General features: G+C 73.4%; 16 protein-coding genes and 7 tRNA genes. 13 read left to right on the top strand and 10 right to left on the bottom strand.

Annotated elements, in window-relative coordinates:
- Positions 1-32: 32 nt before the first annotated feature.
- From ACIPM1_RS13775 to ACIPM1_RS13755, 5 genes are all read right to left on the bottom strand, one after another.
- A tRNA-Val gene (locus ACIPM1_RS13775) sits at positions 33-104 on the bottom strand.
- A gap of 34 nt (positions 105-138) precedes the next feature.
- A tRNA-Val gene (locus ACIPM1_RS13770) sits at positions 139-210 on the bottom strand.
- 36 nt (positions 211-246) lie between these two features.
- Positions 247-318, bottom strand: a tRNA-Val gene (locus tag ACIPM1_RS13765).
- Position 319: 1 nt separating this feature from the next.
- Positions 320-393: transfer RNA gene (locus tag ACIPM1_RS13760), tRNA-Cys, on the bottom strand.
- 37 nt (positions 394-430) lie between these two features.
- Positions 431-503 (bottom strand) — tRNA-Gly (locus ACIPM1_RS13755).
- 177 nt (positions 504-680) lie between these two features.
- On the opposite strand from ACIPM1_RS13755, the gene ACIPM1_RS13750 reads away from it, so the two are divergent.
- From ACIPM1_RS13750 to ACIPM1_RS13740, 3 genes are all read left to right on the top strand, one after another.
- On the top strand, positions 681-1736 hold the full coding sequence (locus ACIPM1_RS13750) for a chorismate-binding protein (protein ID WP_402433334.1): 1056 nt from the start codon (positions 681-683) through the stop codon (positions 1734-1736).
- A complete protein-coding gene (locus tag ACIPM1_RS13745) occupies positions 1733-2554 on the top strand; it encodes an aminotransferase class IV (protein WP_402433331.1) in 822 nt (273 codons plus the stop codon). Before ACIPM1_RS13750 ends, ACIPM1_RS13745 begins: the two co-directional genes overlap by 4 nt.
- Positions 2555-2626: 72 nt before the next feature.
- Positions 2627-3451 carry a GNAT family N-acetyltransferase gene (locus ACIPM1_RS13740; protein ID WP_402433328.1) on the top strand — a complete coding sequence of 275 codons (825 nt, stop codon included), beginning with the start codon at positions 2627-2629 and terminating at the stop codon, positions 3449-3451.
- Positions 3452-3485: 34 nt separating this feature from the next.
- Here the strand turns inward: ACIPM1_RS13740 and ACIPM1_RS13735 are convergent, their stop codons facing one another.
- A complete protein-coding gene (locus ACIPM1_RS13735) occupies positions 3486-4010 on the bottom strand; it encodes a DsbA family protein (RefSeq protein ID WP_402433325.1) in 525 nt (174 codons plus the stop codon).
- Between the two features lie 217 nt (positions 4011-4227).
- Between ACIPM1_RS13735 and ACIPM1_RS13730 the strand changes: the two genes are divergently transcribed.
- Together ACIPM1_RS13730 and ACIPM1_RS13725 are read left to right on the top strand one after the other, a co-directional pair.
- Positions 4228-4653: a hypothetical protein gene (locus ACIPM1_RS13730; protein WP_402433322.1), complete on the top strand. Its 426-nt coding sequence runs from the start codon at positions 4228-4230 to the stop codon at positions 4651-4653.
- Between the two features lie 175 nt (positions 4654-4828).
- The gene (locus ACIPM1_RS13725; protein WP_356185338.1) at positions 4829-4981 is read left to right on the top strand and encodes a hypothetical protein; all 153 of its coding nucleotides are present in this window, start codon (positions 4829-4831) and stop codon (positions 4979-4981) included.
- Between the two features lie 54 nt (positions 4982-5035).
- Here the strand turns inward: ACIPM1_RS13725 and ACIPM1_RS13720 are convergent, their stop codons facing one another.
- Both ACIPM1_RS13720 and ACIPM1_RS13715 read right to left on the bottom strand, forming a co-directional pair.
- A complete protein-coding gene (locus tag ACIPM1_RS13720; protein WP_356185336.1) occupies positions 5036-5596 on the bottom strand; it encodes a CGNR zinc finger domain-containing protein in 561 nt (186 codons plus the stop codon).
- A 358-nt stretch (positions 5597-5954) separates the two neighbouring features.
- Entirely contained in the window at positions 5955-6368 is a 414-nt protein-coding gene (locus tag ACIPM1_RS13715) for an SsgA family sporulation/cell division regulator (RefSeq protein WP_004002642.1), read from the bottom strand.
- Between the two features lie 191 nt (positions 6369-6559).
- Between ACIPM1_RS13715 and ACIPM1_RS13710 the strand changes: the two genes are divergently transcribed.
- Together ACIPM1_RS13710 and ACIPM1_RS13705 are read left to right on the top strand one after the other, a co-directional pair.
- Complete coding sequence (locus tag ACIPM1_RS13710; RefSeq protein WP_402433318.1) at positions 6560-7012, top strand: TIGR02611 family protein; 453 nt, start codon at positions 6560-6562, stop codon at positions 7010-7012.
- Between the two features lie 147 nt (positions 7013-7159).
- Positions 7160-7231 (top strand) — tRNA-Val (locus ACIPM1_RS13705).
- A 387-nt stretch (positions 7232-7618) separates the two neighbouring features.
- Here the strand turns inward: ACIPM1_RS13705 and ACIPM1_RS13700 are convergent.
- A complete protein-coding gene (locus tag ACIPM1_RS13700) occupies positions 7619-10258 on the bottom strand; it encodes an SCO7613 C-terminal domain-containing membrane protein (protein WP_402433315.1) in 2640 nt (879 codons plus the stop codon).
- Positions 10259-10358: 100 nt separating this feature from the next.
- On the opposite strand from ACIPM1_RS13700, the gene ACIPM1_RS13695 reads away from it, so the two are divergent.
- Positions 10359-10805, top strand: a complete 447-nt coding sequence (locus ACIPM1_RS13695) for an SRPBCC family protein (RefSeq protein ID WP_402433312.1) — start codon at positions 10359-10361, stop codon at positions 10803-10805.
- A 39-nt stretch (positions 10806-10844) separates the two neighbouring features.
- Positions 10845-10916: transfer RNA gene (locus ACIPM1_RS13690), tRNA-Val, on the top strand.
- Between the two features lie 54 nt (positions 10917-10970).
- Here the strand turns inward: ACIPM1_RS13690 and ACIPM1_RS13685 are convergent.
- Positions 10971-11699 carry a 3'-5' exonuclease gene (locus tag ACIPM1_RS13685; protein WP_402433309.1) on the bottom strand — a complete coding sequence of 243 codons (729 nt, stop codon included), beginning with the start codon at positions 11697-11699 and terminating at the stop codon, positions 10971-10973.
- 168 nt (positions 11700-11867) lie between these two features.
- Between ACIPM1_RS13685 and ACIPM1_RS13680 the strand changes: the two genes are divergently transcribed.
- The 4 genes from ACIPM1_RS13680 (at position 11868) to ACIPM1_RS13665 (ending at position 16461) form a co-directional block, all read left to right on the top strand.
- Complete coding sequence (locus tag ACIPM1_RS13680) at positions 11868-12434, top strand: DUF4365 domain-containing protein (RefSeq protein WP_356185323.1); 567 nt, start codon at positions 11868-11870, stop codon at positions 12432-12434.
- Positions 12435-12468: 34 nt separating this feature from the next.
- Positions 12469-13746 carry a hypothetical protein gene (locus ACIPM1_RS13675; protein WP_402433306.1) on the top strand — a complete coding sequence of 426 codons (1278 nt, stop codon included), beginning with the start codon at positions 12469-12471 and terminating at the stop codon, positions 13744-13746.
- Positions 13747-13841: 95 nt separating this feature from the next.
- Entirely contained in the window at positions 13842-15818 is a 1977-nt protein-coding gene (thrS, locus tag ACIPM1_RS13670) for a threonine--tRNA ligase (protein WP_356185317.1), read from the top strand.
- 82 nt (positions 15819-15900) lie between these two features.
- Positions 15901-16461: an HIT domain-containing protein gene (locus ACIPM1_RS13665; protein ID WP_356185315.1), complete on the top strand. Its 561-nt coding sequence runs from the start codon at positions 15901-15903 to the stop codon at positions 16459-16461.
- The last annotated feature ends 216 nt before the right edge of the window (positions 16462-16677 follow it).

The following is a 16677-nucleotide window of genomic DNA, read 5'->3' as shown; positions in this document are numbered from 1 at the left end:
GGCCGTACGCGACGGCCGGGGGCTTCGGTGTGTGGACGATACTGGGATTGAACCAGTGACCTCTTCCGTGTCAGGGAAGCGCTCTCCCGCTGAGCTAATCGTCCTCGGGACCGCGATCCGAAGATCACGGGCACTGCGTGCGCGATACTGGGATTGAACCAGTGACCTCTTCCGTGTCAGGGAAGCGCTCTCCCGCTGAGCTAATCGCGCGGAGGATCCGGGGATCCGGCGGACCTGCAGGTCCAGTGGACGATACTGGGATTGAACCAGTGACCTCTTCCGTGTCAGGGAAGCGCTCTCCCGCTGAGCTAATCGTCCTTGGAGGTGGAGACGGGATTTGAACCCGTGTAGACGGCTTTGCAGGCCGTTGCCTCGCCTCTCGGCCACTCCACCAGGAGTGCGGGGAACCGGGAGTCCCCTGCTTCCTTCGAGCGGACGACGAGGCTCGAACTCGCGACCTCAACCTTGGCAAGGTTGCGCTCTACCAACTGAGCTACGTCCGCCTGTCGTTTCGGTCCGCTTCCGCGTCCCGGCGACGTGTTGAACTCTAGCGGATTCCGGGGCCAGTACAAAAACGCGTTTGTGCAGCGTGCTGCGCTGCGTCCCCGGGAGGACCCGGGCGGGCACCCGGAAGGACACGCCCGGGTCGCCCGGCGGACACCCGCCATAGACTCGACTGCGTGCCCGACCTGCCTCCTCTCGCCCGCTTCGGCGACCGCGCCGCCACCGGCCTCCTCGACGTCACCGACGACCCCGCCGCCCTGGACTCCACCGGTTTCTGGGCCGTCGCCGCCGACTACGAGGGTCGGCTGACCTGCGCCCGCTTCCGGGACGTACGGGAGGAGCCGGTGCCCGGCCCGGTGCCGGGCCGGTGGCGGGGCCCGGCGGTGGGTGACTGGACGTCGTCCCTCGACCGCGCCGCGTACACGGCCGGCGTGCGGCGCATCCACGAGCACATCGCGTCCGGCGAGGTCTACCAGGCGAACCTCTGCCGGGTGCTGTCCGCGCCGGTCGCGCCCGACGCCGACGTGGACGCCCTCACCGCCGTTCTGGCCCGCGGCAACCCGGCGCCGTACGCGGGGACGATACGGCTGCCGGAGCACGGCGTGGAGATAGCCACCGCCTCCCCCGAGCTGTTCCTGCGCCGCGACGGCCGGACCGTGGAGTCCGGCCCCATCAAGGGCACCGCCCCCACCGAGGGGGAACTGCTGGCGAAGGACTTCGCCGAGAACGTGATGATCGTGGACCTGGTCCGCAACGACATCGGGCGCGTCTGCGCCACCGGAAGCGTCACCGTCCCCGACCTCTGCGCCGTCGAGAAGCACCCCGGCCTGGTCCACCTCGTCTCCACCGTCCGCGGCGAACTGCTCCCCGGCGCCGGCTGGCCGGAGCTGCTCGACGCCACCTTCCCGGCCGGCTCCATCACCGGAGCCCCCAAGTCCAGCGCCCTGCGGATCATCGACGCCCTGGAGACCGCCCCCCGCGGCCCCTACTGCGGCGGCATCGGCTGGGTCGACGCCGACCGGGGGACGGGCGAGCTGGCCGTCGGCATCCGCACCTTCTGGATCGACCGGACCGCCGACGGCGCCGCGCTGCTGCGCTTCGGCGCCGGCGCCGGCATCACCTGGGACTCCGACCCCGAGGGGGAGTGGCGGGAGACCGAGCTGAAGGCGGCCCGGCTGCTCGCGGTAGCGTCGGGATCCTACGAGGCCATCGGAGAGGGACTGCACACGTGAAGATCTGGCTCGACGGCGGGCTGCAGGACACCGAGACCGCCCGCGTCTCCGTCTTCGACCACGGGCTGACCGTGGGCGACGGCATCTTCGAGACGGTGAAGGCGGCCGACGGGAAGCCGTTCGCGCTCACCCGCCACCTGGACCGGCTGACCCGCTCGGCCCGCGGCCTGGGGCTGCCCGACCCCGACCACGACGAGGTCCGCCGCGCCTGCGCGGCCGTCCTCGCGGCCAACCCGATGCCGCTCGGCCGGCTGCGGATCACCTACACCGGCGGTCACGGCCCCCTCGGCTCCGACCGCGGCGACCACGGCCCCACCCTCGTGGTCGCCCTCGGCGAGACCTCCCGCCGCCCCGACTCCACCGCCGTCATCACCGTGCCGTGGACCCGCAACGAACGGGGCGCGCTCACCGGCCTGAAGACCACCTCCTACGCCGAGAACGTCGTCGCCCTCTCCCGGGCCCACCAACAGGGCGCCTCCGAGGCGCTGTTCGCCAACACGGTCGGGCAGCTGTGCGAGGGCACCGGCTCCAACGTCTTCGTCGTCCTCGACGGCGAGATCCACACCCCGCCGCTCGCCTCCGGCTGTCTCGCCGGCATCACGCGCGCGCTCACGGTCGAGTGGACCGGGGCGAAGGAGACCGACCTGCCGCTGGACGTGCTGGAGCGGGCCGAGGAGGTCTTCCTCACCTCCACCCTGCGGGACGTCCAGGCCGTGCGCCGGGTCGACGCCCGCGACCTGGGGGACGCGCCGGGGCCGGTGACCGCCAAGGCCATGCGGGTCTTCCAGGAGCGGTCCGGGGACGACCTCGATCCGTAGCATCGCGTCCCACCCCTCCCGGAGCCGGAAAACGGGCTGACGCCCGCGGCCGCGGCGGGTAGAACACCTTTGATGACCACGACCCTGCGGCCGAGCGAGCCGCTTCAGCACCACGCCGACGGGACCCGTTCGCGCCGCTACCAGGTGTGCGTGAACAGCCGCCCCGTCGGCGTGATCCACCTGGCCACGTCGTCCTCCTTCGGCGACTCGGTGGCGCGCATCGTCCACCTGCGCATCGAGGAGCCCGACCGCCGCCGCGGCCGGGCCACCGTGGCCGCGCTCGCCGCGGAGGAGGTCGTCCGCGGCTGGGGCTGCCGGCAGATCGAGACCCTCGTCCCCGCCGACGCACCGGCGGCCCTCAGGCTCACCCGGGTGCTCGGCTACACGCAGCGCAACCGCGGCATGGAGAAGCAGCTCGGCGACGTGCCGCCCGACCTGCCCCCCGGCAGCCGCGCGCGCCCCATGACGGAGGCGGAGTTCACCGCCTGGCACGCGTACCAGTCCGAGCAGTACGCCCGCACCTGGATCGAGCGGGGCGTGCCCGAGGCCGAGGCGTACGCCAAGTCGCGCCGCGACCACGAGCAGCTCCTGCCGCGCGGCCTGGCCACCGAGGACACGCTCCTCAGCGTCCTGGAGCACGACGGCGCGCGGGTGGGCGTCCTGTGGCTGGCACTGCGCGACGACGAGGCGTTCGTCTTCGACGTGGAGGTGGACGCCGCCCACCGCGGCGAAGGCCACGGCCGTACGCTCATGCGGCTCGCGGAGGCACAGGCGATCGCGGCCGGCCGGCGCCGCCTCGGCCTCAACGTGTTCGCGGGCAACACCCCGGCCGAGCGGCTCTACGAGTCGCTCGGCTACACGACGACGCGGTACGCCCTGCACAAACCCCTGCTGTAGCCCCTCGCGTGCGGCCCCTCGCACGGGGACCGGGTCAGCCCTCCTGGCCGGCCAGCAGCCGGTCCACGATCTCCTCGACGCGCTCGCGCAGACCCTCTTGGCTCTTGCCGCCGTCCAGGCGCTCGCCCCCGACCACGTACGTCGGTGTGCCGGTCACGCCGATCGCCTTGCCCTCGGCCTGGTCGGCGTCGACCATCAGGATGTGCCGGCCGTCGATGAGCGCGGTGTCGAACTCCTCGGCGTCCAGGCCCAGTTCGCGGGCCACCTCGACCAGGAAGGACTCGCCCCGGCGGTCCAGCTCCTCGACCCGTTCGAGCACCGCCTCCACGTACGGCCACAGCCGCCCCTGCATCGCGGCCTCCTCGGCGGCCTGCCCGGCGGCGAAGGCGTACTTGTGCTTCTCCAGCGGGAAGTGCCGCAGCCGCAGCTCCAGCCGGTCGCCGTAGCGCTCGCGCAGGGCGCGCAGGTCGGCCAGCGCCGTGCGGCAGTCCGAACACTGGAGTTCGCACCAGACGTCGAGGACCGGGGCGGCGGCGCGTGCGGGGGAGGAGTCGCTCATGGCTCCAGTCTCCCAGCCCCGCCCCGGACCGCCCAATCCGGGATCACGGCCGGCCCGGCGGGGTCCCGCGCCGGTCGTACGGCCCACCCGGACCCGGGGAGGAGACGACCCGGAGATGTCCCTGATGTCCGCCCGGATCGTGGCACGGCGCCGCGGCCGGGGTGCAGGATGGAAGGGAGGAAAACGCCCGACCGGTGAGCCCTGCCTGGAGGCCCGGATGATTGCCGAGACCGTCTGTTCCGCCGTCTCCGCGGCCGGCCTGGGCATCGCCGCGGTCACGGCGTACCGCAAGCGCTTCCTCGCGGCGGCCCGGATCGCCGCGTACTCCCTCGTCCCGGTCGGCCTGGTGATGACGGGCGTCGTCGGCTGGCTGGCCGACACGGCCTTCAGCCCCACCGCCTGGGCCGGCTTCGCCGTGCTCGGCGTCGCCTCGGCGCTCTTCCTGACCACCCGCGCGGTGGAGCGCCGCCGCGGCGGCACCCGCAAGGAGCGCAGGGCGGCGGCCCGGGCCGAGCGGCAGGAGGTGGCGGCTCCGGGGACGTCGGCCCCGGCCCTGCGCCCGGCCGACCGCCCCGCGGCCGCGCCCCGCGCCGAGGACGACTTCAGCGACATCGAGGCCATCCTGAAGAAGCACGGCATCTGACCGGAGCGCGGCCGGCGCGCGCCGCCCGGAACGGGGCGGGGCGTCAGGGGTTGGCCCTGAAGTGCTCAGGACCCGACCCGAATCGAAACGAAGATCACGGAATCCGGCGAACTCCCGGACGATCCTCGCGTGTTGATCGCGCGGCCGGTGCCCGCTGCGTCATCATCGCCGCGAGATGGTGGACACGACACAGAGCGAGGCCGCGCCGCCGAAGGACGAGCCGCGCGGGTGCCTCTTCGCCCTTTCCCAGCCGCCGCTGATGATCTTCCTTGCGGTGATCGGGTGTCTGCTGCTCATGGCTTCGTTGCACGACCTGCTGTTGCTGTGAGCCGTACCGTGGGTCCTCGGCGTCACCCGCCGGGGACCACGACCACAGGCCGTGTCAGCCCGCCGCCTCCTTGCGCCGCGCCCGGTACGCGGCCACGTGCAGCCGGTTGCCGCAGGTGCGGCTGTCGCAGTAGCGCCGCGAGCGGTTGCGGGAGAGGTCGACGAAGGCGCGACGGCAGTCGGGTGCCTCGCAGCGCCGCAGACGCTCCCGCTCTCCGGCCACCACGAAGAACGCCAGCGCCATGCCGCAGTCGGCGGCCAGGTGGTCGGCCACGGAGGCGCCCGGGGCGAAGTAGTGCACATGCCAGTCGTAGCCGTCGTGGTCCGTCAGCCGGGGCGTGGTGCCCGCGGCGGCGACCAGCTCGTTGATCATTCCGGCGGCCGTCCGGCTGTCCGGGGCGGCGAAGATCCCGGCGAAGCGTCCCCGGATCCGGCGCACCGCCGAGAGGTCGAACTCCGACAGCACCCCGACGTCGCTCATCCGGTGCGACCGCACGAACTCCTCGAGTGCCGTGATGTCCGACAGTCCGTCCGGCGCCGTGTCCTCCTCCGGTGCGGTGTTCACCAGATCGACCACGGTGTCGAGCGCACACCGGGTGTCGTGGGTGATCAGCACGTTTCGCTCCCTGGCCTGGGGATCGGGCGCACACGCCCGCCGATGCTGGCCGATGGTAGTGGTTCGGCCCGCCGGCCGACCCGGCCTCACCACGCACCAGCGTCCGTCGGTATCAACGCCGTGGCGCGCTCCTGGGTTCCCGCGGCCGTCGCCGACGGCGCTCACCCTGTGTGACGGGCTTCCCCGCCCTGTGCGCCGGGAGGACATCTCTGCACTGCGCGCACATCCGCCCACGCACACCGGCACCGTTCCCTGGCTGGGAACGGTGCCGTTGCATCCCGTATGCGGTTGTCCTGGCCCGAGCCGTCTCCCCGAGTGGACGGCGCCGGGCAGCTTGAGGCCCTCGAGGGATCCGGGGCTAGCTTTCCGCGAGGATGTGCGAGAGCTCCTGATCCAGATCGAAATGTCGATGTTCCGTGCCGGGTGGCACGGCGGCGTCGGTTCGCTTCAGGAAGGACTCCAGGGCTCGCGCCGGGGCCTCCAGCAGGGCCTCGCCCTCCGGTGAGCTCAGGGCGATGCACACGACGCCCTGACCATGACTGCGCGACGGCCAGACACGGACGTCGCCGGTCCCGGTGGGACGGTGAAGCCCTTCGGCGAGGAGGTCGCGGGCGAACACCCACTCGACGGTCTCCTCGGCTCCGGTGTGGAAGGTGGCGTGCACGGCGTAGGGGTCGGCCGTGTCGTACCGCAGGCCTGCGGGGACAGGCAGGGATGACTCGCTCGACACAACGAGGCGCAGGTGCAGCTCGCAGCTGACCGTGGTGTTCATAAGCGCCGGGGCCTTTCGCTCAGTGTGCGCTCGGGGATTCGCACGTCGGCGAAATCGACATGCCACCTACGGTGCCGTTGTAAACCCCTCTGAGTGTTTTGCCTGCCTTTACGTAACTCTTCCGGCCGAGAACCTGTTCGCGAGGTACCACCATTCCGGTGACTCGAATCTCTCGGGTAGGGTCGGGCTGTATGAATACGGGGAGTGACGGGTCTGGCGAGGTCGCCGTGACGTCGGACGAGCCGAAGGCGGACGAGGCGCGGGACCGGCAGGGACTCGGGTCGCGCGCGCCGCGCTTCATCCGGTCGCGCCGCGCGCTGCACGTGAGCTGGCAGGTCGGGGTCTTCGTCGTCGGGCTGGCGGTCGTCGGCGCCGGTGTCGTCATGCTCCCGCTGCCCGGACCGGGCTGGGTCGTGATCTTCGGCGGCATGGCGATCTGGGCGACCGAGTTCGTCTGGGCCCAGCTCGTGCTGCGCTGGACCAAGCGCAAGGTCACCGAGGCCGCCCAGCGGGCCCTCGATCCCAGGGTGCGCCGCCGCAACATCGTCCTCACCGTGACCGGGCTGGTGATCATCGCCGCCCTGGTCGGCGTCTACGTGTGGAAGTTCGGCCTCCAGTCGCCCTGGACCATAGAGAACCAGTGATCCGGGACGCCCGGGCCGGCCTGCGGGGACGGCCCGCTCGGGCCCGCCGGGACCCGCCCTCCGGCTGCTCACCGGCCCCTGGCCGCCCCGTGGCCGCCCGCTGGTCCCGGCCACCCCCTGACATGGGGTAATGTTCTTCCTGCGTCCGGGCGATTAGCTCAGTGGGAGAGCGCTTCGTTCACACCGAAGAGGTCACTGGTTCGAACCCAGTATCGCCCACCCGGCACGGCGGCCCGTCTGCGATTCGGCAGACGGGCCGCCGTCGTTTCCGCCGTGTCTCCGCGGTACACCACCCGCCGACCGCGCCCCGGCTCCCCTCCTGCCGCCGTCCGCGACCCCGCACGCGATCCCGGGGGCGTGGCGGTGAAAGCGGTTCCACGGTCCGGACGGTGACGATCCGTTACTCGCGACGGGGCGTACGAGAACACGCGAAGAGGATCAATGGGATCAAGTGAGGCGGACTTTCGGGACCACCTCTCTTTACGGAAGAAGTTCCGAAGGCGGGCGTCCGGCGGAAATCCCCGTGCGTATTCCAAAACACCGTCACTTTTCCCCGTGGGCGGCGAAGACCGTGAGGCCGGAGATCCGGACGACGCGGCCGCGCGGCTAGCGCATCCTCCCCAGCAGGTCCCGCACCCGGCGGACGTCCCGCAGCCGCCGCTCGTAGGTGGCCCCGACGGCGAGCAGCAGCAGCCCGGCGAGGGCGGGCGGCACCCAGCGCGGCAGGGCGTCCGTGACCTGGACGAGGTAGGGGGCGAGCTCGTGCAGCGCGTCCAGGGCGAGCACCGCGCCGCCGAGCAGGAGGGGCGCCCGCAGCCGGTGCCGGGCGCCGAGCAGGGTGAGCAGCAGCGCCGCCGCTCCCAGCAGCAGGGGGCGCGGCCAGTGCGGGTCGCTCCAGGCGGCGCCGAGGCTCGGCAGCAGCCCGGTGGCGAGCCCCGGGCCGTACGCGGTCCAGGACGACGCCAGCGGATCGCGGCGCCTGCGCAGCACGCCGACCACCAGCGCCGGGACGGCCACCGGCAGCGTGTACGCCTCCGGGGTCTCCACACCCCAGGACGCCAGCCGCACCCAGCCGGCCAGCACGAACAGCGCGGCCGCCGCGTAGCCCGCCTGCCTCCGGTCCGGCCGGACCGCCGTGCCCGCGGCGATCACGCCGCACAGGGCGAGCACCAGCGCCAGCATCGGCGGGTCCGTGACCGCCGCCCCGACGCCGACCAGCGCCGAGGCGGCGCCCGTCGCCTCGACCGCGTACCGGGCGGCGCCGGTGACGCGCGGCGCGACGAGCGCGGCGGCGGCCGGCACGGCGAGGACCAGCAGCGCGCTGTGCTGCGGCTGCCAGTCGAGCCAGGCACCGACCGCGCAGGCCAGGGCGGTCGCGTAGCCACCGGCGGCGGCCGCCGGCGCGGGACGGCGTACGACGGCCGCGAACAGCGCGGTGAGGAACGCGAGCACCACCAGCGTGGCCGACTCGGACGCGAGCGCGAGGAGCGCGAGACCGGCGGAGGTCACCAGCGCGAGGACGGTGGCGGTGAGGGGGATGAGGAGAGGGGAGGGGAGGGGCGTGGGGGGAGCGGTGGGCCCGTGGGGCCCGTGAGGTGCATGGGGTGCCTGGGACGTCGGGGCGGACGTCGGCTCGGACGGTGCGGTCGGCCCGTCGGCGGTGATGGGCGTGGCGGTCGCGGCCGGTCCGGCGGACGGGTACGGTCCGGTGGGCGTGGTGGGTGCCGGGGCCCGCGTCACGCCGTAGGCCAGGAGCACCAGCCCCGCCGTCGTCACACCCTCGGTCACCAGGCCCGCCGCGTACGGCAGTTCCAGCGCCGCGGGCAGGACCAGGGCCGCCGCCCAGGCCAGGGCCAGGGCACCGGCGAGCGCGCGCGGGCGCCGGGCCGGGGCGCGGACCGCCGTCACCAGGAAGCCGGCGACCACGGCGAGGACCAGCGGAGCGGTGACCGCGTGCGGCGGCCACGGCAGGCCGGCCGTCACCGCGGCGCGGACGTCGTCCGGCGCCCCGGACCACGCCCGCGCCGCCCAGCCGGCCGGCCCCAGCAGTACCACGACGACGGCCGGCAGCGCCCACAGCACCGCGAGGCCCTGGACGACGGCCGAGGCCCGGGCCAGGCCCTGCCGTACCGCCTCCGGCAGCCGGCTCGTCCGGGCCGCCGCCGGCAGGGCGACGCCCCAGCCCAGAAGGACCGGCACCGTCCACGTGTCCGGCAGCACCGCGTGCGGCACGCTGCCCAGCGCGGCGACCACGAGGAGCCCGGCGCCGAGGGCGGCGCCGGTGGCGGCCTTCGGCGCGGGGAGCCGCCCGGCGGCGGCCAGGGCGATGCCCGCGGCGAGCAGCAGGAGCGCCGCGCCCCGGACGGCGTCGGCCGGACCGGCGGCCGTCCACGCCAGCAGGCCGGCCGCGAGCGCGCCCCAGCCGCCCAGCGCGCACGCGCCGACCGCGGCGGTCACCCGCAGGTGCCCCGTCCGTGCCCGCAGCGCGAGGACGGTGTCGAACCCGCCGGTCAGCAGGAGCGCGGTGGTGATGCCCCACGGGCCCGTGGCGGCGGCGACCGCCCAGAGCAGCAGGGGCAGTTGGGCCGCGCCGAGCGCGGAGGGCAGCGGCAGCCGCAGCCCGGCCGGCCGCGCCGGGGTGGCCTCCGCCGGGCGCGGGCCCCGCGGGTCCGCCGGTGAGGGTTCCGCCGGCCGCGGCGGCCGTACCGTCCGCAGCAGGTGCCCGTACACCGCCCACACGGCCGCGAGCAGCGCCGACGCCACCGCCCCGTAACCCGTGCCGTCGGTGTCGGCGAACACCGTCTCGTGCAGCGCGTAGACGTCGAGGACGGTCAGGGCGAGCCCCAGACCGGCCAGCGACTCGGCCGTGGAGGCCAGCCCCCGCCGCAGCAGCGGCACCGGCGCGGCGAGTGCGCCCAGGGTGACCGCGCCGAGTACCAGGCCCCGCCCCGCGATGCCCAGATGCCCCCAGCTGACCAGCGTGAACGCCACCGCCGCGACGGTCAGCAGGACACCGCCGAGCACCAGCAGCACGTTCTGCACGCGCGGTGCGGTGGTGTCCTGGACGGGCCCGACGGCGGCCGCCGCCACCGGCGGCAACGGCGGTGCGGGCGGCGCCGGGTGCTGCCGCAGCACGGCGACCAGCCAGCCGCGGCGGGCCAGCAACTGGGCGCGGCGGGCGTCCAGTCGGCTCAGTTCGGCGTCGAGGAGCCGCAACTCCTCGGCCGGGGGCGGAAAGTGCGTCATGCCTCGGAGTGTGGCGGCGGTCACGGCCCCGGGCATGAGCGCGCGTACTCAGGCGGCGTACTCAGATGCCCGTACTCGGATGCGCTGCCACACTCTCCCCGTGGACCTGCACCGTTACCGTTTCCGCAGCCTCTGGCCCCTCGCCGCTCCGCCCGCCGCCGTGTACGCGGAGCTGGAGCGGGTCGAGGACTATCCGCGCTGGTGGCCCCAGGTGCGCCGGGTCGAGCGGGTCGACGGCGCGACGGCCGTGCTGACGATCCGCTCCCTCCTGCCGTACGACCTCGTCGTCACCGTCCGCGAGGCCCGGCGCGACCCGCGGGCCGGGGTGCTGGAGACCACGATGACCGGCGATCTCGACGGCTGGGCCCGCTGGACCGTCACCGCCCACGGCTCCGGCGCCCTGGCCCGCTACGACCAGCTCGTCGACGTGAACAAACCGCTGCTCAGGCACCTCGCCGTACCGGGACGGCCGGTTTTCCGGCTCAACCACCGGCTGATGATGCGCGCCGGACGGCGCGGACTCGCCCTCCGGCTGGCAGCGGTTTGAAGGAAGCCCGCACGGGCCTGTATGGTTCAGTGCGTTCCCGGGCGATTAGCTCAGTGGGAGAGCGCTTCGTTCACACCGAAGAGGTCACTGGTTCGAACCCAGTATCGCCCACCGGGAAAGGCCGGTCCGCACAGCGGACCGGCTTTTTGCATGCCCCCGGCACCGCTACGCGGCCGCCGCCGGCACCTCCGGGCGCAGCGGCCAGGACGGATCCACCGACTCCTCCGAGCCGCTGCGCGCGAACCACGCCTGCAGGCCGCGGGCCTGGGCCGCGTGCCACCCGGTCTGGAGGGTGTGCAGCTCGGCCGGGGTCAGGCGCTCCAGCCGGGCCGAGAAACGGCGGCCGAGCGCGCGGACGACCTCCAGCGCGGCCAGCGCGTCCGCCGCCGCGTCGTGCGCGTCCTCCAGCGCGACCTCGTAGTGCGCGCACAGGTCGGTGAGCGTACGGCGGCCCTTGCGGTAGCGGTCGAGATGCTTGTCGAGGACCCGCGGATCGAGCACGTGCAGCGGCGACGCCTCGAGCCGGCGGGCGAGCGAGGAGGCCCGGTGCCGCCGCAACTCCCGGTCCAGCAGCGTCAGATCGAATGGCGCGTTCATCACCACCAGCGGACGGCCGCGGGCCGCGTGCTCCGCCAGCTCCTCGGCTATCTCGTGCATCACCGGCGCCGGCCAGCGGCCGTTGCGCTGGAGGTGCTCGTCCGTCAGCCCGTGCACCGCCGTCGCCGCCTCCGGCACCGGCACCCCCGGGTTCACCAGCCAGCGGGCCACCCGCGGCCGGAAGCCCGGGGCGTCCTGGACGACGACGGCGGCCGACACGATGCGGTCGGTCTCGACGTCGACGCCGGTGGTCTCCGTGTCGAACGCGGCCAGCGGGCCCTCGTACCAGCACGTCATACGTCCCCAACTCCTCCCGCGGTCCCGGCAGCTGACGTCCCGTCTTCTGCCCGTTTGGTGATACCCGGGCTGTTTGCGTCGTACGCCGGATGGAGACAACAGGAGTACGGGTCTTTGCAGTTCAGCGGCCCGCAGCGGGGATTTCACCGGCGTGGAAGGCTGTTCGTCATGGCGATTGCGCAGCCCGAGCGGGGCGGGCTGCTGCCCGAACGTGCGGGCCCCCTTCGCGGCACACTCGCCACCACCGCGTGCATGGAGACACTGCAGGTGGGCTATCTGCACGCGGTGGCCGCGGCGGCCGGCTGCTCGCTGTCGCAGCCCTTCCCGGACAACGGCATCGACTGGCACGTCAGCCACAGCGCCCCCGGGCACACCGTCGACGACGAGGTGACCATCAAGGTGCAGCTGAAGTGCACGTACCAGATCGCGCCGAACCCCCCGGGCCGCTTCTTCTCCTTCACGCTCGACAACGGCCACCTGGCCAAGCTCGCCCGCACCCCGGTCACGGTGCACAAGATCCTGGTCGTGATGATCGTCCCGCGCTCTCAGGAGCAGTGGCTGCGGGCGGGCCACGACCGGCTCGACCTCAGGCACTGCTGCTACTGGGTCAACCTGGCCGGCCACCCCGTCACCGGCCGGCACCGCACCACCGTGCGGGTACCGACTTCGCGCATCTTCGACGACCGGGCGCTCTGCGAGATCATGACGCGGGTCGGGACGGGAGGCAGACCGTGACGCTCCGGCCACTCCAGGGGCCGGGAGGCCGGCCATGACGCATCGCCCTCTCGGCGAGACCCCGCGACCCGTGCGACCGGTGCGACCGGTGCGACCGGTACGGCCGCGGCCCGTCGACGCCTCCTGGCACCGGCCGCCCGGCCCCGCCGACGTCGACCCCGGCGACGTCGACCCCGCCGTGCTCGGCGCCCTGCTGCACCGGCACGGCTGGCAGCGGCGCGGCGGCGCCCGCGGGCGCTACGGCCGCTGGACCCCTCCCGGCCCGGGCGGCGCCGGGACCAGCCTGCTGGTGCCCGAGAGCCGCGCCTTTCCCGACAGCGACGACCTGCTCGGCGAGGCGATCGACGCCCTGGCCCGCAGCGGCACGCCGTCCGCACGCGAGGTGCTGGTCTCGCTCGCCGTCCCCAGCGACGAGATCCGCTGGTGGCGGGACGTGCCGGGCGGGCCGGGCGACGCGGCGCCCTGGTCCGCCGAGGAGGGGCTGCGCACCGCCGCCCGCCGGATGCTGCTCGCCGCCGCGCTCGCCGGCTGCGCCCGGGCCGGCTACTACGGCGCGCGCTACCGGCGCCCGGCCGCCGCGTCCCTGGACCACGTCCTCGTCGGCTCCGTGGCCGACGGCCGCCGCCTGACCGCGTTCGTCCCCGTCGGCACCGGGCGGCCGCTCGCGGTACGGCTGCACCAGGCCCTGTACGCGGTCCGGGAGGCCGTCGACTACCGGCGGGCCGCGGGCGGGATGGACGCCTTCGACGGCGCCGTCGCGGCGGGCGTGAGCCGCGAGCTCACCGACGCCCTCGTCGCACTGGTGCGCGGCACCGAGGGAGCCCGCATCGCCGTCGCGTGGGCACCCGCGGCAGGCGTCCCCGGGGACTGCGCGGCGAGCGCGGAACCCGTCGAGTTCTCGCCGGGCGACCTGCCCGTGCTGCGCGAGGCCGGCGCCCGCTACCTGCGCGCGGAGCCGTCCGTGCCCGTGCGGGTCACCGGCGCGGTGGTGCGGATGCGCCGGCCGCAGCCACGCGGCGAGGGCACCGTACGGCTGCGGGTGATCGCCGGCGCCGAGGTGCCGCACCTCCGCGTCACCCTGGACGAGGAGGACTACCGGATCGCCGGTCACGCGCACCTGGTCGGCCTGCCGGTCAGGGTGGAGGGCCGGCTGGAGAGCCGGGGCGGCTTCCGGCGGCTCACCGGCGCCCGGGGCGTCGTACCCGTGGAGGTGGACGACGAGGAGCGGGAGCGCCTGATGAAGTCCCTGCGGGAGGACACCGGGGACCCGGACTGCTTCGGGGAGGTGTGCACGGGGGAGGACGGACGGTAACCGTTTCGCGGTCGGCGGCCCCGGCTCGGTACGATCCCAGTCATGCGCGCGCTCCCGGTATGGCGCCGCACCCCACCTGCAGTCAGGAGAGACCGGTGTCAGACGTCCGTGTGATCATCCAACGCGATTCCGAGCGGGAAGAGCGCGTGGTGACGACGGGCACTACGGCCGCCGACCTCTTCGCCGGCGAGCGCTCGATCATCGCCGCGCGCGTGGGCGGAGAACTCAGGGACCTCACCCACGAGGTGGCGGACGGCGAGACCGTCGAGGGCGTCGAGATCTCCTCCGAGGACGGCCTGAACATCCTGCGCCACTCCACCGCGCACGTGATGGCGCAGGCCGTGCAGGAGATCTTCCCCGAGGCCAAACTGGGCATCGGCCCGCCGGTCAGGGACGGCTTCTACTACGACTTCGACGTCGCCCGGCCGTTCACGCCCGAGGATCTCAAGGCCATCGAGAAGAAGATGCAGGAGATCCAGAAGCGCGGGCAGAGGTTCTCCCGCCGGGTGGTCACCGACGAGGCCGCCCGCGAGGAGCTGGCCGGCGAGCCGTACAAGCTGGAGCTGATCGGCCTCAAGGGCTCCGCCTCCAGCGACGACGGCGCGGACGTCGAGGTCGGCGCCGGCGAGCTGACCATCTACGACAACCTGGACGCCAAGACCGGCGAGCTGTGCTGGAAGGACCTCTGCCGCGGTCCCCACCTGCCCTCCACCCGCCTCATCCCGGCGTTCAAGCTGATGCGCAACGCGGCCGCCTACTGGCGCGGCAGCGAGAAGAACCCGATGCTCCAGCGCATCTACGGCACCGCCTGGCCGTCCAAGGACGAGCTGAAGCAGTACCTCGACTTCCTCGCCGAGGCCGAGAAGCGTGACCACCGCAAGCTGGGCAACGAGCTGGACCTGTTCTCGATCTCCGACCAGATCGGCTCCGGCCTCGCCGTCTTCCACCCCAAGGGCGGCACGATCCGCCGGGTCATGGAGGACTACTCGCGCCGCCGCCACGAGGAGGAGGGCTACGAGTTCGTCTACACCCCGCACGCGACGAAGGGGAAGCTCTTCGAGACCTCGGGCCACCTGGACTGGTACGCCGACGGCATGTACCCGCCCATGCAGCTCGACGAGGGCGTGGACTACTACCTCAAGCCCATGAACTGCCCGATGCACAACCTGATCTTCGACGCGCGCGGCCGGTCGTACCGCGAACTGCCGCTGCGCCTGTTCGAGTTCGGGACCGTGTACCGGTACGAGAAGTCGGGCGTCGTGCACGGCCTGACCCGCTCACGCGGCTTCACCCAGGACGACGCGCACATCTACTGCACCCGCGAGCAGATGGCCGAGGAGCTCGACAAGACGCTCACCTTCGTGCTGAACCTGCTGCGCGACTACGGTCTGACCGACTTCTACCTGGAGCTGTCCACCAAGGACCCGGAGAAGTTCGTCGGCTCGGACGAGGTGTGGGAGGAGGCCACGGAGGTCCTGCGCCAGGTCGGCGAGAAGCAGGGCCTGGAGCTGGTCCCGGACCCGGGCGGCGCCGCGTTCTACGGCCCGAAGATCTCCGTCCAGGTCAAGGACGCGATCGGCCGCACCTGGCAGATGTCGACGGTCCAGCTGGACTTCAACCTGCCCGAGCGGTTCAACCTGGAGTACACGGCCGCGGACGGCTCCAAGCAGCGCCCGGTCATGATCCACCGTGCCCTGTTCGGCTCCATCGAGCGCTTCTTCGCGGTCCTGCTGGAGCACTACGCGGGCGCGTTCCCGGCGTGGCTGGCCCCGGTGCAGGCGATCGGCATCCCGATCGGCGACGCACACGTGGAGTACCTGGAGAAGTTCACCGCGGCGGCCAGGAGGAAGGGCCTGCGGGTCGAGGTCGACTCGTCCTCGGACCGGATGCAGAAGAAGATCCGCAACGCGCAGAAGCAGAAGGTGCCGTTCATGGTCATCGCGGGCGACGAGGACATGGCGAACAACGCCGTCTCCTTCCGCTACCGCGACGGTTCCCAGGAGAACGGCATCCCGTTCGACGAGGCCATCGCGAAGATCGCGAAGGTCGTCGAGGAGCGGACGCAGGTCTGAGCGGCCGCGACGGCTGTCCGCCCCGGCCCCCGGTGATCTTCTCTCACCGGGGGCCGGGCCCTGTGCCGGGGCGTGAAGCCATATGCTGCGTTGCATGACGAGTGAGCCGGAGCAGCAGATCGGAGTCGGGACGCAGGACGCGTTCCAGCGCCTGTGGACGCCCCACCGGATGGCCTACATCCAGGGCGAGAACAAGCCGACCGGTCCGGGGGCCGGTGACGGCTGCCCGTTCTGCTCCATCCCGGCCAAGTCCGACGAGGACGGCCTGATCGTCAAGCGCGGGGAGCAGGTGTACGCCGTGCTCAACCTGTACCCGTACAACGGCGGCCACCTGATGACCGTGCCGTACCGGCACGTGGCGGACTACACCGATCTGACCCCGGCGGAGACGGTCGAGCTCGCCGAGCTGACCAAGCAGGCGATGCGGGCCCTGCGCGCCGCCTCCGGCGCCCACGGTTTCAACATCGGCATGAACCAGGGCACGGTGGCGGGCGCGGGCATCGCCGCCCACCTCCACCAGCACATCGTGCCCCGCTGGGGCGGCGACACCAACTTCATGCCGGTGGTCGGCCACACCCGGGTGCTGCCGCAACTGCTGGCCGACACCCGGAAGATGCTGGCGGAGGCCTGGCCCACGACGTGAGCCGTCGGCGCAGGACGTGAGCCGTCCGCCCACCGCGTGAGCCTTCGGCCCCGTCCGCGTCACCCAGCCCGTCCGGCGCTCGAGGACGAGGCCGTCAACCGAAGCGGGGGGTGGGGGGGGGGGGGGCCCGCCCCCCCCCCCCCCCCCCCCCCCCCCCCGCCCCCCCCCCCCCCCCCCCCCCCCCCCCCCCCCAAAAAAAAAACCCCCCCCCCCCCC

The organism is Streptomyces sp. NPDC086766, from assembly GCF_044746005.1.
Lineage (GTDB): Bacteria > Actinomycetota > Actinomycetes > Streptomycetales > Streptomycetaceae > Streptomyces.
Note: the sequence above shows the minus strand (reverse complement) of the source record. Positions and strands in the feature narration are given on the sequence as shown.